Genomic DNA, 14,296 nt, shown 5'->3' on the forward strand with positions numbered 1-14,296 from the left:
GGGCGGCCGTGGTTCTCAGCGGGATGCCACGACGGCCTGGAACGACTGCATGCAGGAGAAGCAGTGCCGGTCCGTCGTGTCGCGCCGGGGTGATTCCTTCTCCTTCTCCACCCCGCACAGCGTCGAGGTCTTGTCCGGGGTGAGAACGTGCCAGACCGGCTCCCCCGAAGTGTCCGCACCGCACCACATCTCGTGCATTCCCAGCTCCCTCCGGGTAGGCATGGAGGCCGCTTCCATACCAGCACGGGGGGCGTCCGTACGGCTCGTCCGGCGGGCCAGTCGGGTGACGCGGGGTCCCCGCACGCATACACGCCGACGCGGACGGGTCCCGGAGGGACGACGAAGCCCCCGTTCGGGGTACATCCGCCGCTCGGCTCCGGCGGCCGGCGCGTCACCGTGGCGGAGAGACCGTCGGCCTCGCCTGCTCCGACCGGGACGTCGTGGAGTTCCCGCGCCGCGTCGGGCCGCCGGGGGGCGAACGGCTCCTGGACTCCCGCCCGGGTGAAGCGGGCCGGCGGCCGGGCCCACGCGCACGACACCGCACGGAGCGACGGCGCCCCGGGGGCCGGGGCGCCGTCGCCGCCACCGTCGGCGCCGACTCCGGCGGTGACCGTGCCCGTCCGGGTACCCCGGCCGGGCCCGTTCATGCGGCCCGCCTGTTCTCTCGTCCCGGGGGACGCGACATCCCCCAGGGGCGTGTCGGCGCACAGCGGCGGCGAGACCCCCTCAGGGGCGGGCCCCACCGATCCGCAGGTCCACGCCCGGGCCGGGCCGCCCCGCGAAGCACCTCTCCCACGAGACCGGTGATTTCGCCGGTCCGCGACCGCCCTCTCCCCTCCGACAGTGGCACCGCCAGTCAGAAGGCGGCGCCCCCGGCCGGGGCACGGCTCCCCGTCCCACGCCGTGATCCCGTGCACCGGCCGACCGGGCGGTCCGCCGTGACAGAGAGGACCACTCGTCGTGCAGCAGCACCCCCACACCGGCACGCGCAGGACCGGCCGCCTGGCCGGACTGACCGCGGCGCTCGCCGCCGTCGTCGCTCTCAGCACCCTCACCGGCCCCGGCGCCCACGCCGCCGACAACCCCTACGAGCGCGGACCGGCGCCCACCGAAAGCAGCATCGAGGCCCTGCGCGGCCCGTACGCCGTCTCGGAGACCTCCGTCTCCAGGCTCGCCGCGACCGGCTTCGGCGGCGGCACGATCTACTACCCGAGCACCACCGCCGACGGAACCTTCGGCGCCGTCGCCATCTCGCCGGGCTTCACCGCGTACGAGTCCTCCATCTCCTGGCTGGGCCCGCGCCTGGCCTCCCAGGGCTTCGTGGTGTTCACCATCGACACCAACACCACCCTCGACCAGCCGGCCTCCCGGGGCGACCAGCTGCTGGCCGCGCTGGACTACCTCACCCAGCGAAGCTCCGTCCGCAACCGCGTCGACAGCAGCCGGCTGGGCGTCATGGGCCACTCCATGGGCGGCGGCGGTTCCCTCGAGGCCGCCAAGGACCGGCCCTCCCTCCAGGCCGCGATCCCGCTGACGCCCTGGAACCTCGACAAGACCTGGCCCGAGGTCCGGACCCCCACCCTGATCTTCGGCGCCGACGGCGACAGCGTCGCGCCCGTCACCACCCACGCCGAGCCCCTCTACAACGGCCTGCCCTCCTCCCTGGACCGGGCCTACCTGGAGCTCAACAACGCCACCCACTTCACCCCGAACTCGTCGAACACGACGATCGCGAAGTACAGCATTTCGTGGCTGAAGCGCTTCATCGACAACGACACCCGGTACGAGCGGTTCCTGTGCCCGCTGCCGGCGCGGAGCCTGACGATCGAGGAGGCGCGGGGCAACTGCCCGCACACCTCCTGACGACGCCCCTCGGTGGCGGTCCGCGGACCACGCGGGCCGCCACCGCCGTTGTGCGGGGGCACCGCACGGCGCCGCCCGGACTGGGCCGCGGCACAGTCCCCACCGTGCGTCCCGGTGGAAGAACCCGCTGATGGCACGGCCGTTGATCTCGCGTCCGGCGACGGACGGATACCTTCCGTGTGACCTTACGCGTGAGTAAGGTCACGGGAATGACCGGACACCCGACCGCGCGTCAGCGGCTGACCGCCGAGCTGCTGGACGCGTTGCGCACCGACGGCGGCGTCCGCGTCGTGACCGGTGAACCCGGTTGCGGCCGCACCACGTTCCTCGACCACGCCGCCCGCCTCTTCCGCGCGGGCCCCGTACGGCACGTCCGCGCCGGCCGCGTACGCGAGCTGGACGACGCCCTGCGGACGGCCGCCGCGGCCGGGCCGCTCCTCGTCTGCGTGGACGACGCCCACCTGTGGGACGCCCCGTCCCGCGCCACGCTCGCCCGCGCCGCCGCACGGGCGCGTCGGGCGGGCTCACGGACGGGCCTCCTGCTGACCGTCGCCGGCCACCGCCCCGTGGACCCCGAATTCGCGGACCTGCCCGTCCTGCGCCTGGGCCCGCTCACCCCCGGGGACGCGGCGCTCCTGATCCGGGAGGCCGCGGACGACGCCGTCGACCCCGGCGTGCGGGACGAACTGATCACGGCGGCCGAGGGGAACCCCGCGCTGCTGCTGACGCTGCTCCGGCGGTTGTCACCCGCCCAGCTGAGCGGACGGCGGGCGCTGCCCCGCCCGCTGGCCGACGGCGAGGCGCTGGCCGGTGTCGTCGGCGACCGCCTGCCCGACCCCGGCGGCCTGCTCCTGACGGTGGCGGCGGCCGCGCAGGCGACGGGGGAGGAGGACGCGGACGCGGATCTCGTCCTGCGCGCGTGCGACGAGGCGGCGGCCGGGCCGTTGCCGGAGCTGCTGGCCCGCGGCGAGGGCCGGCTGCGCTTCCGCAGCGCGCTGATGGCCAGAGCGGTGTACGCCACCGCGCCGCCCGGACACCGTCGCGCCGCGCACCGTCTCCTGGCCGAGGCGGCGACAAGGACGCACGACGCCGTCCTGACCCTCCTCCACCGCTCATGGGCCGTCACCGGCCCCGCCCCCGCCCTGGCCGCCTCCCTGACGTCGGCGGCGACCGACCCGGCCGCCACGGCGCCGCCCGCCCTCCGCCGCCGCGCCCTGGCCCGCGCTGCCGAGCTCACCCCGGACCAGGCGGAACGCGCCCGGCGCCACCTCGCCGCCGCCGAGCAGGCGCTCCTGGCCGGACACACCGCCGACGCCCTGCGCCTGCTGGACCGGACCCGCGGCCGCTCGGCACCCGCGTCGGTGCGCGGCGGCGCGGAACTCCTGCGGGGCGCGGTGCTCCTGGCCGACGGCCCGGTGGAGGACGCCCGCGAGTCCTTCCTCCTCGCGGCGGGCCTCCTGGCGCCCACCTCCCCCCACGCCGCGGCCCGCGCGACCCTGGGCGCGGCGGACGCCTCCTGGTCCGCCGGCGACCCCGCCTCCTGCCTCTCGGCCCTGGCCCCCACCCACACACCACCCGCGCTCCCGTTGGCGACGGCCTGCGTCCGCGTCCCGAGAACACCGGCCTCGGCCGACAGACCCGCACGCCGTCGCGGGCCGTCGTACCTCGCCCAGAACCCTGAAGGCGTCGGGGGACCCCCGGGGGCACGGGCGGCCGCGACGGCGCCCCACGCGGCGCGCACCGCGCGGACCGCCGCCGCGGCCACCCCGCCGGCCGGTGACCTCGCCCGCGACCACCGCGACGGCATGCGCGCCGTCCTCCTCGCCCGCTTCGACCTCGCCGCCGCCCCGTTGCGACGCGTGGTCGAACACGGCCTCCGCGGCAGCGACCCCGATCCCCTCCTCCGCTCCGCCGCCGCGGCCCTCATGCTCGGCGACGTCCCGTCCGCCCGCCGCGCGGGCGCCCGCGCCCTCGCCGCGGCCCGCACCTCCGGCTCCGCCGCACTGGAACCCCGCGCCCTCGAATACCTCGCGTACGCCGAACTCCGCGCCGGCCGTCACCAGCTCGCCCGCACCCACGCCGAGGAGGGCCTGCGCACGGCCGAACGCACCGGACAGCGCAACACCGCCGCCCACCACCACGCCGTCCTCGCCCTCGCCGCGTCCATCGAGGGCGAGGCGGACCTGGTGGCCGAGCACGCCGAGGCGGCCCTGCGCACCGCCCGCCGGCACGGGCTCGCGCAGGCGTCGACCCTCGCCCACTGGGCCGCCGCCCGCGCCGATCTGGGCGGCGGCCGCCCCCGCGAGGCGGCGCAGCGGCTCGGCCCGCTGGTCCGTCCCGGCGCCCGCCGCGGCCACTTCGCGGTGTGGATGCTCGCCGTCCCCTGTTTCGTGGAGGCCGCCGCGTCCGCCGGACGTCCCCAGTGCGCGGCGGCGGTCGTGGAGGACTTCGCGCTGTGGGCGGCCTGCGGCGCCGACCCCCAGGCGCCCGCCCAACTCCTGCGCTGCCGGGCCCTGCTGGCCGCACCGGACGCGGCGGACGCGCTGTACCTGCGGGCCCTGGACCAGCACGACACCGCCGCCGACGACTTCGAACGCGCCCGCACCGAACTCCTCTACGGCAAGTGGCTGCGCCGCCGGCGCCGGCTCCGCGAGGCCCGCACCCGCCTGGAGGAGGCGCGCATGGGCTTCGAACACTGCGGCGCACGCCTCTGGGCGCAGCAGGCCGCCGCCGAACTGCGCGCCGGCGGCGCGGCCCCGTCCGCCGCCCCCGCGACGGCCTCCGGCGCCGGCGAACTCGCCCGCCTCACCCCGCAGCAGCTGCGGATCGCCCGGTACGTCGCCGAGGGCGCCACCAACCGGGAGGTGGCCCTCAGCCTCTCCGTGAGCACCCGTACCGTCGACTACCACCTGCGCAACGTGTTCGCCACGCTCGGCCTCCGTTCCCGGGTCGAGCTGGTGCGTCTGGTCGAGCAGGAGGAAAAGACCGGTGCACGACTCTAGGGACCGACCGGACGGTATGCCATCCTTCGGGGCAGGACGAGTCCGACGGCGGCCGGCCCGTGGGCTCCCCGTACCTGCCGGGCGCCGGTACGGGGCCGCCGCACGGCCACCGCCGGGAAGCCAGACCCTGGGGGGAATGCGCGATGCCTCACGCCGTACGGCCACGTACCCTGCTGCGCCCCGGACCCGTGTCCGCGTCCCGGTCACGGTCCCCGCGCGTGCGGTCGCTGATCGACGCCGACGCGCTGCGCGTGCTGCACCGGGCCGCCCGCGTGCTGCTGGACGACCTGCCGCAGCTGACGGACCGGCTGGTCGCGGTGCTCCAGGAGCAGGAGCCGGCCTACCGCACCGCCGTCGAGGGCGACGCCGTCGCCACCTGGCAGGAGGTGCACCGCTCGCTGCGGCACAGCATCTCCTCGCTGCTGGACCCGCAGGGCGCCCGCGACGGGGCGCGCCGCTGCTCCTGGAAGATCGGCGCCACCCGCGCCGAACAGGGCCTGCCGCTGGACGCGGTGCTGCACGCCTTCCGGCTGGGCGGCTCGCTGGTGTGGCAGGGCCTGGTCGACGAGACGTGCAGGGCGGCGCCGGAGGACGCACGGCTGCTGGTGCACGTCGCGTCCGACGTGTGGGACTTCGTCGACGAGCACAGCACCATCGTCGCCGACGCCTACCGGCAGACGGAACGGCAGATGGCGTGGCGGAGGGAGAACAGGGTGCGACTGCTGGCCGCGGCCCTGCTGGACGGCACGAGCCGGATCGCCGACCTGCCCGAGGCGGCCGAAGCGCTGGACCTGCCCGAGCAGGGCCGGTACGCCGTCGTCGCGGTCGAGGGGGCGCGGTCCCCGGGCTGTACGGGCGCCCAGGCGGTCCTCGCCCCGGGTGTGCGCGTGCACTGGCACACCGGCGTGGACGCCGACCACGGCATCGTCCTCGTCGAGGGGGACGTGGAGGCCGTCGTCCCGGACGAGCAGCCGCCCGGCGTGCGGGTGGGAGTCAGCAGCACGGTCGACGGCCTGGCCGCCGTGGGGGAGGCACGACGGCTGGCGGACACGGCGCTGCGGCTGTGCCCGGAAGCGGGCGGCGCGGTCCGGCTGACCGAGCACCTGCCGGCGGCGCTGGTGGCGTCGAACCCCGACCTCGCCGCCGCACTGACGGACCGGCTGCTCGGCCCGCTGGCCGGTCTGGAACCCGCCGACGCCGAGGTCCTCCTCGACACCCTCGCCACCTGGCTGGCCTGCGACGGCTCCGCCCAGCGGGCCGCCCGCCGCCTGTACTGCCACCGCAACACCGTCCTCAACCGCCTCCGCCGCTACGAACAACTCACCGGCCGCTCCCTCTCCCGCCCCTCCGACCTGATCGAAGCCAGCCTGGCCCTCACGGCCCGCCGCCTCCTGCGCCCCTGAGCCAGTACGGCAGTTCCCCGCGCCCAAGGGGCGTGGGGAACTGCGCGACCGGCTCGGGACGGCCCGCTACCGCCGATGGAACGGAGTCGGCCTGCCGTGGGCCGGGGGGCTTCTCGTGGGCCGCCCGGCCCGCATGGACGCCGGCACGATCCCCGCCCGGCCGTGGCGGCGCGTGCCCAAGGGGCGCGGGGAACTGCGCGACCGGTCCCGGACGGCCCGCAGCCGTCGTCGAAACGAAGCCGACCCGCCGCCCAGGCGTGGGGGGAGGCGCCCCGTCCTCCTCCGGACGGGGTGTCAGCCGCCGGCGGGCGGAGAGCGGGCCCCCATGAGCCGCCCCGCCCGCCCCGTATGGGCACCCGCACAACCCCCGCCCGCCCCCGTTGGTACGCCGCAGCGTGCGGGGCCGGAACGCTGTACCGGCCGGTCACCACCGTGCTGTCGTGAGCACCCCTTCCCCCGAAGCCGTCGGCGAAGTGCGCGGCGGCCCCGAGGAGTCGTGATGCCCGAAGCACCACCGGACGGCCTGCCCGCGCTGCACGTCGAGAACGTCGACGTGACGTACGGGCGCGCGCTGTCCGCTCTCCGCTCCGTCTCCCTGACCGTGCCGCCCGGCGCGGTCGTCGCCCTGCTCGGCGCGAACGGCGCGGGCAAGACCACGCTGCTGCGCGCCGTCTCAGGCACCCTCCGCCTGCACCGCGGCGCGATCACGGCCGGGCGCATCCGCTACGGCGACACGGAGCTCGACGGCAAGGACCCGGTCGCCGCGGTCCGCGCCGGCGTCGTGCAGGTCCCGGAGGGACGCCGGGTGTTCGCCGGGCTGTCCGTCGACGAGAACCTCCGCTCCGGCGGGCTCGGCCTCGGACGGCGCGGACGCGCCCAGGTCCAGGAGGCCCGCGACCGCGTCTTCACGCTCTTCCCCCGGCTCGCCGAACGCACCCACCAGGCGGCGGGACTGCTGTCCGGCGGTGAGCAGCAGATGCTCGCCATCGGCCGCGCCCTGATGGCCGCGCCCCGCCTGCTGCTCCTGGACGAGCCGTCCCTCGGACTCGCCCCGCAGATGGTGCACCGCATCGGCGAGGTGATCCGGGAGATCAACGCCCAGGGCACCGCCGTGCTCCTCGTCGAGCAGAACGCCGGCATGGCGCTCTCCCTCGCGAGCCACGCGCACGTCCTCGAGGTCGGCGAGACCCGCCTGTCCGGCCCCGCCGAGGAACTCGCCCGCACCGACGCCGTACGCCGCCTGTACCTGGGCGAGTCGGCGCAGGACCAGGGGGCCGCGTGAAGGACCGCACCCTCGCCGCACCGCCCGAGCTCACCGTGCGGGACGTCACCGTGCGCTTCGCCGGGCTCACCGCGCTCGACGGGGTGTCCTTCACCGTCGCCCCCGGTTCGGTGCACGCGCTCATCGGCCCCAACGGCGCCGGCAAGTCCACCTGTTTCAACGTGCTGTCCGGGCTGTGCCGCCCCGCCGCCGGCAGCGTCACGCTCGGCGGCACCGAGCTGACCCGGCTCGCCCCGCACCGCATCGCCGCTCTCGGCGTGGCCCGCACCTTCCAGAACATCGTCACCACCCAGGGCACCGTCGCCGACAACCTGATGCTCGGCCGGCACGCTCTCACCCGCGCCGGGTTCACCGCGAGCGCCCTGCGGCTGCCGAGCGCCCGGCGCGAGCAGCGCGACCACCTCGTCCGCGCCCGTGAGATCGCCGAACTGACCGGTCTCGGCGCCCACTTCGACGCGCCCGTCGGCCTGCTGTCGTACGGCGACCGCAAGCGCGTCGAACTCGCCCGCGCCCTCTGCCTGGAGCCCCGCGTGCTGCTGCTCGACGAACCGGTGGCCGGCATGAACGCCGCCGAACGCGCCCGCACCGCCGAGGTGGTGGCCGATCTGCGCGCCGAACTCGGCCTGTCCGTCGTCCTGGTCGAGCACGACATGGGTCTGGTGATGCGTCTCGCCGACGACGTCACCGTGCTGGACTTCGGCCGGCCCATCGCGCACGGCACCCCCGACGAGGTCCGGCAGGACCCCGAGGTGCTGCGCGCCTACCTCGGCACCGACGCGACCGACGCGACCGGGGAGGACGCGGCATGACGGACCTCCTGGACAGCCTGCTGGGCGGACTGGCCCTCGGCGCGGTGTACGCGCTGGTCGCCCTCGGCTTCGTCGTCATCTTCAAGGCCTCGGGCGTGCTCAACTTCGCCCACGGCTCCCTGCTGCTGCTCGGCGGCTACCTCGTCGCCGTCCTCCACGACGACCTGGGCTTCGCCGGGGCGCTCGCCCTGGCGGTCGTCGTCACGGCCGCCCTGGCCGGGGCGCTGGACCGGTTCCTGCTCCAGCGCGGCGGGCACGACGCCCACTCCGCGCACGTGCAGACCATCGTCACCATCGGCATCGACATCGTGCTGCTCACCGACCTGGCCCGCCGCATCGGCGGTGACCTGCTGTCCCTCGGCGACCCGTGGGGCGACGCGGTGACCGACCTGGGGCCGCTGACCGTCGCGGACAGCCGGCTCGCCGCGATCGCGGTGTCGGCCGTGGTCATCGGCGCGGTCTTCGCCCTGTTCCGGTTCACCCCCTGGGGCCTGTCCCTGCGGGCGGCGGCCGAGGACACGGAGGCCGCCGCGCTGATGGGCGTACGGCTCGGCCGGGTGCGGGCGGGCGCCTGGTGCCTGGCGGGCGCGCTCGCCGCGCTGGCCGCGGTGTTCCTCGCCGCGTTCCCCGCCCCGGGCCTGGAGCGCACCACCGGCCAGATCGCGCTCAACGCCTTCCCGGCCGCCATCCTGGGCGGGCTCGCCTCCCCGGTCGGCGCCCTCGCGGGAAGCCTCATCATCGGGCTCACCGAGGCGCTCGTCATCGGTTACCAGTCCGAACTGCACGTCCTCGGCGACGGGTTCGGCGAGGTCGCCCCGTACGCCGTGATGCTGCTGGTGCTCCTCGTGCGGCCCAACGGGCTGTTCGGCGCGAAGGGAGCGGCCCGTGTCTGACCGGATCACCGCGCTCCTCACCCGTCGCCGCGCCACCCTGCTCACGGTCGCCGTGCTGCTGTGCCTGCCGCCGTTCTACCTGGACGCCTTCTGGCTGCGCATCGGCCTGTTCTCCATGGCGGCCGCCATCGGCGCCATCGGCCTCGCCCTGCTCAGCGGCACCGCCGGACAGCTCTCCCTCGGCCACGCCTTCTTCCTCGCCGTCGGCGCGTACGGCTACACCTGGCTCGCGGGCGACCCGGGCCCCGGACTGCCGACCGCCCTCGCCGTGCCCCTCGCGGTGCTGATGGCCGGCCTCGCCGGCGGGCTGTTCAGTCCCGTCGCCGGCCGGGTCAAGGGCATCTACCTGGGCATCGCCACCCTCGCCCTGGTCTTCCTCGGCCACCACGTCCTGCTCACCGCCGAGTCGGTCACCGGCGGCTTCAACGGCCGCTCCGTGCCCCCGCTCTCCCTCGGCGGCTTCACCTTCGACGCGGGCGACGAACTGACCGTGCTGGGCGTGCCGTTCGGCGCGGAGGAGCGGCTGTGGTTCCTGGGCCTGGCGCTGTTCGCGCTGACCTGGTTCACCGCCCGGGGCCTGCTGCGCTCCCGCCCCGGCCGGGCGCTGGCCGCCCTGCGCGACAGCGAGACCGCCGCCGCCGTGATGGGCGTCGACGTGGCCCGGCACCGCTCGGCCGCCTTCGTGGTGTCGTCGATGTACGCGGGCCTCGCCGGGGTGCTGCTGGCGCTCGCCTTCCGCCGGGTGGTGCCGGACTACTTCTCGCTGGTGCTGTCCGTCGACTACCTCGCCATGATCGTCATCGGCGGCCTCGGCTCGGTCGCCGGAGCCACCGCCGGCGCCGTCTTCGTCACCGCGCTCCCGCTGCTGATGACGCGCTACGCCGACCAGCTCCCGCTGGTGGCCGCGCCGGGCTCCGCCGAGGGCGCCGTCGGCCCCACCGAGGCCGCCCGCTACCTCTACGGCGCCGCGATCGTGCTCGTCCTGCTGTACGCCCCCGACGGGCTGCACGGTCTGGCCCGCCGGGCCCGCGACCGCCTGCGGCGCCGCCGCACCCCGACCGACGTCCCGCATTCCGCCGTTCCCTCGCCCCCGCCGCCGGCCGCGGCCGCACGACCCAAGGAGCACACCCCGTGACCACCAGACACACCCGCCGCCCCCGCCGCCGCGCCGCCGGAGCCGTCCTCGCCGGCACGCTCGCCCTGCTGCTCGCGGCCACCGGATGCAGCTCCAAGACGGAGGGCGACGACAAGGGCGACGCCGCCGACGGCGTCCGCACCGGACCCGGCGTCGACGACGACACCATCAGGCTCGGCGCCCTCACCGACCTGACCGGCCCGTACGCCACGCTCGGCAAGAGCATCGTGCAGGCCCAGCAGATGTGGGCCGAGGAGACCAACGCCAAGGGCGGCATCTGCGACCGCAAGGTCGAGATCGTCGTCAAGGACCACGGCTACGACGTGCAGAAGGCCGTCACCGCCTACGCCGACATCGCCCCCGACGTCGTGGCGCTGCCCCAGGTCATCGGCTCCCCGGTGGTGGCCGCCCTGCTCGACGACATCCAGCGGGACGAGATCCTCACCTTCCCGCAGGCCTGGGCAGCCTCCCTGCTCGGCAAGGACGCCGTCCAGGTGCTCGGCACCACCTACGACGTCGACATGATCGCCGCGGTGGAGTTCCTCACCCGCACCAAGGGCCTGAAGAAGGGCGACACCATCGGCCACGTCTACTTCGAGGGCGACTACGGCGCCAACGCCCTGGAGGGCTCCACCTGGGCGGCGGAGCGGGCCGGGATCAAGGTGGCCGGGCAGAAGATCCAGGCCACGGACACCGACCTGTCGGCGCAGGTGTCGGCGCTGCGCAAGGAGGGCGTCAAGGCCGTCCTGATCAGCGCGGGACCGGCGCAGACGGCCTCCCTGGTCGGTGTCGCCGCCTCGCGCGGCCTGAAGGTCCCCGTGGTCAGCAGCGCCCCCGGGTTCGCGCCCCAGCTGATGGAGACGCCGGCCGCGCCCGCGCTCGCGGCGATGCTGCACGTGGTCAGCGCGGCGCCCGCCGTCAGCTCCGACCTGCCCGGCGTCCGCCGCATGGTGGCGTCGTACCAGAAGAAGTACCCGGGCTCGCCGGTCGACTCCGGCGTGCTGTCCGGCTACAACGCCGCCCAGCTCATCGGCGAGGACCTCGCCAAGGCGTGCGAGGCGGGCGGCCTGACCCGGGAGGACGTCGTCAAGGCGCACCGCTCGCAGAGCAACGCCGACACCGGGCTCGGCACGCCGCAGAACTTCTCCGACGTGAACCGTCCCGCCAGCGTGGAGACGTACGTGCTCAAGCCCGACGCGAAGGCGGTCGGCGGCGTGGTGAACGCCGAGGACGCGCACGCCGCACCGGGCGTGGAGGAGTACCTGTCCTCCCGCTGACGCACCGGTGACGCCCCGGCGCGCCCCCACGGGAGGGGCGCCGGGGCTCAGCCGGCCGCCGCCTCCGGGTCGCGGTCGGAGGACGGCCAGACGTACGGCAGGTCGTCCGGCTCACCGGGGAACAGCTCCCGGTACACGTCCGGGTCCTTGCGCACCAGCGCGGAGCGGTGACTGCGGTGCACGGCCTCGTCGCCGAGCCACGGCGGCAGCTCACCGGCCTGCGCCAGCTCCTCCTGGCCGCGCACCGGCGCCCCGGGCCGGACCGTGGCGAGATCGGCGACCAGGGTGGCCGCGCAGCTGTCCTGATGACCCCGGTCGCGCCACACCCGGCAGATCTCCAGGCCGTAGCGCACCAGCGCCTCCTCGTAGCCGGTCCACATGCGCACCGCGGGATGACGGCGCCAGCCGTAGCCGGGCACGATCAGCCCGCGCAGCACCTGGAGCGCCTCCACCCGCTGTTTCCCGAGCCGCTTGCGGTCGAGGACCAGCGCGGATCCGCAGAAGTCGGGGTAGGGCAGGAAGGTCTGCATGTGCGGCCGTCCGGGGGATGGGGGGCCAAGCGGGTCTTTGCACCTCAGTTCCCCGGACCGGGCGGGGCACACGTCCTCCCGCCCGGCCGCGGGTCAGCCGAGCGCGCCGAGGCGGGCGTCCCGCCACAGGTCGACGCCGCCGTCCGTGGCGTACGAGTCGATCTCGGCCAGCTCCTCGGCGGTGAAGTCGAGGTTCTCCAGCGCGGCCACGTTCTGCTCCAGCTGCTCGGTGCGTGAGGCGCCGATGACCAGCGAGGTCACGCGGGGGTCCCGCAGCGCCCAGGCCAGGGCCATCTGCGCCAGGGTCTGCCCGCGCCGGGCCGCGATGTCGTTCAGCGCCCGCAGCCTGCGCAGCATGTCGTCCGTCAGCCAGCCCGCGTCGAACGAGGTGCCCGCCGCGGCCCGCGAGTCCCGCGGCACGCCGTCCAGGTAGCGCCCGGTGAGCAGCCCCTGGGCGAGGGCGGTGAACCCGATGACGCCGAAGCCCTGCTCCTGCGCCACGTCCAGCAGCCCGTCCGTCTCGATCCAGCGGTTGAGCATGTTGTACGACGGCTGGTGGATCAGCAGCGGGGTGCCCAGGTCGCGCAGGATCTCCGCGGCCTGACGGCTGCGCCCGGCGTCGTACGAGGAGATGCCGACGTAGAGCGCCTTGCCCTGGCGCACCGCGGTGTCCAGGGCGCCCATGGTCTCCTCGAGCGGCGTGGTGGCGTCCAGCCGGTGCGAGTAGAAGATGTCCACGTACTCCAGCCCCATGCGCTTCAGGGACTGGTCCAGCGAGGCGAGCAGGTACTTCCGGGAGCCGCCGCCCTGGCCGTAGGGGCCGGGCCACATGTCCCAGCCGGCCTTGGTGGAGATCACCATCTCGTCCCGGTAGGGGGCCAGGTCCCGCTTCATCAGCCGGCCGAAGTTGGTCTCGGCGGAGCCGTAGGGCGGGCCGTAGTTGTTGGCCAGGTCGTGGTGGGTGACGCCCAGGTCGAAGGCGCGCAGCGCGATGGCCCGCTGGCTCTCGAAGGACCGGTCGTCGCCGAAGTTGTGCCAGTAGCCGAGCGACAGCAGGGGCAGGTCGAGCCCCGAGCGCCCGGTGCGCCGGTAGCGCATGGTGCCGTCGTAGCGGTCAGGGGCGGCGAGGTGGTTCATCGGCGCGGTCTCCGGTGGTGCGAGCGGGGTGTCCCGGCGGGACGGTGTCGATCCTGGGCCCACAGTGCCCCCGAGCGATCCGGAAGTCCAACCGGTACGTCGCATGGGATTGAGCAGCGGGGCTTCTGAATCGCCGGGGGCCGGTGATTGACCGGCCGGGTGGCGGGAAGCCGCTCCCCAGCGGCACTTCGACCGCCGCCTTCCCCCCACAGGAGGTCGATCATGCGGGTCCGTACGCTCACCGGCGCCGTGGCCGCCGTACTCGTCCTGGCCGGACCCGTGGAGGGCGGGCAGGTCGTGGCGTTCAAGACCCCGGAGACGGCGGTGCCCGCGGGGGAGACCCGGGTGCTCACCTACGACACGAGCGGCGCCGGGGAGTTCGCGTCCGCCGTCGACCGGGGAGCGGCGGTGTGGAACGACAGCGTCGACGCCGTGGAGCTGCGCCCGGTGGAGTCCGGGGACCGTGCCGACATCCGGATCCTCGTCGACGACGGCTGGCCCCGCGCCGCGCCCGGGGGCCTGGGCAGCGGCACCGTCCACTTCGGCCGGGAGGCGGTGGCGGAGGGGCACTCCACGGTCCGTATCGCCGCACACGAACTGGGCCACCTCCTGGGCCTGCCGGACCGCAAGCCCGGCCCGTGCTCCCGCCTGATGTCGGGTGCCAGCGCCGGGCCGTCCTGCACCTCCGCCCGGCCGAACGCGGCCGAGCGGGCGGAGGTCGAGAAGAAGTTCGCACGTGCCCCCGCCGCGCTGTTCATGTGACCGATGTGACTACTGAGGCGATCCCCGTTATGGTTGTCCCAGGTCACGGCGAGGAAGAAGCCCCGCCGCCCGGCCGTGCGTTGGTGGTCCAAGGAAAGACGCCCCGCTTCCTGCGGGGAGATGCAGGTGCAAGGCCTGCCCAGCGCTCCGCTCACGAGCCCCGTCCCGCGGTCGCGGGACGGGGCTCGTGTCATCGCACGGCG

12 protein-coding genes are annotated in these 14,296 nt (G+C 75.4%); 9 read left to right on the forward strand and 3 right to left on the reverse strand.

Annotated elements, in window-relative coordinates; all coding sequences use genetic code 11:
• Positions 1-15: 15 nt before the first annotated feature.
• On the reverse strand, positions 16-198 hold the full coding sequence (locus ACWH4W_RS20595; RefSeq protein WP_473077179.1) for a hypothetical protein: 183 nt from the start codon (positions 196-198) through the stop codon (positions 16-18).
• 762 nt (positions 199-960) lie between these two features.
• Between ACWH4W_RS20595 and bdeA the strand changes: the two genes are divergently transcribed.
• From bdeA to ACWH4W_RS20635, 8 genes are all read left to right on the forward strand, one after another.
• Entirely contained in the window at positions 961-1,863 is a 903-nt protein-coding gene (gene bdeA, locus ACWH4W_RS20600) for a bis(hydroxyethyl) terephthalate hydrolase (protein ID WP_473077180.1), read from the forward strand.
• A 209-nt stretch (positions 1,864-2,072) separates the two neighbouring features.
• Positions 2,073-4,865, forward strand: a complete 2,793-nt coding sequence (locus ACWH4W_RS20605; RefSeq protein WP_473077181.1) for a LuxR C-terminal-related transcriptional regulator — start codon at positions 2,073-2,075, stop codon at positions 4,863-4,865.
• Between the two features lie 143 nt (positions 4,866-5,008).
• A complete protein-coding gene (locus tag ACWH4W_RS20610; protein WP_473077182.1) occupies positions 5,009-6,268 on the forward strand; it encodes a PucR family transcriptional regulator in 1,260 nt (419 codons plus the stop codon).
• A 499-nt stretch (positions 6,269-6,767) separates the two neighbouring features.
• Complete coding sequence (locus ACWH4W_RS20615; RefSeq protein ID WP_473077183.1) at positions 6,768-7,550, forward strand: ABC transporter ATP-binding protein; 783 nt, start codon at positions 6,768-6,770, stop codon at positions 7,548-7,550.
• Positions 7,547-8,359 (forward strand): ABC transporter ATP-binding protein, encoded by an 813-nt coding sequence (locus ACWH4W_RS20620; protein ID WP_473077184.1) that lies wholly within the window; start codon positions 7,547-7,549, stop codon positions 8,357-8,359. Before ACWH4W_RS20615 ends, ACWH4W_RS20620 begins: the two co-directional genes overlap by 4 nt.
• Complete coding sequence (locus tag ACWH4W_RS20625; RefSeq protein ID WP_106411030.1) at positions 8,356-9,252, forward strand: branched-chain amino acid ABC transporter permease; 897 nt, start codon at positions 8,356-8,358, stop codon at positions 9,250-9,252. The genes ACWH4W_RS20620 and ACWH4W_RS20625 overlap by 4 nt, the downstream gene beginning before the upstream one ends.
• A complete protein-coding gene (locus tag ACWH4W_RS20630) occupies positions 9,245-10,387 on the forward strand; it encodes a branched-chain amino acid ABC transporter permease (RefSeq protein ID WP_106411029.1) in 1,143 nt (380 codons plus the stop codon). Before ACWH4W_RS20625 ends, ACWH4W_RS20630 begins: the two co-directional genes overlap by 8 nt.
• A complete protein-coding gene (locus ACWH4W_RS20635; RefSeq protein ID WP_473077185.1) occupies positions 10,384-11,664 on the forward strand; it encodes an ABC transporter substrate-binding protein in 1,281 nt (426 codons plus the stop codon). Before ACWH4W_RS20630 ends, ACWH4W_RS20635 begins: the two co-directional genes overlap by 4 nt.
• Positions 11,665-11,711: 47 nt before the next feature.
• Here ACWH4W_RS20635 and ACWH4W_RS20640 read toward each other — a convergent pair whose 3' ends face one another.
• Both ACWH4W_RS20640 and mgrA read right to left on the reverse strand, forming a co-directional pair.
• Entirely contained in the window at positions 11,712-12,194 is a 483-nt protein-coding gene (locus ACWH4W_RS20640) for an MSMEG_6728 family protein (protein WP_473077186.1), read from the reverse strand.
• Between the two features lie 93 nt (positions 12,195-12,287).
• Positions 12,288-13,331, reverse strand: a complete 1,044-nt coding sequence (gene mgrA / locus ACWH4W_RS20645; protein ID WP_473077187.1) for an L-glyceraldehyde 3-phosphate reductase — start codon at positions 13,329-13,331, stop codon at positions 12,288-12,290.
• Positions 13,332-13,553: 222 nt separating this feature from the next.
• Between mgrA and ACWH4W_RS20650 the strand changes: the two genes are divergently transcribed.
• Positions 13,554-14,093, forward strand: coding sequence for a snapalysin family zinc-dependent metalloprotease (locus tag ACWH4W_RS20650; RefSeq protein WP_473077188.1), 540 nt, complete (start codon positions 13,554-13,556; stop codon positions 14,091-14,093).
• Positions 14,094-14,296 lie beyond the last annotated feature (203 nt).

The sequence above is a fragment of the Streptomyces sp. DSM 120436 genome, assembly GCF_055778765.1.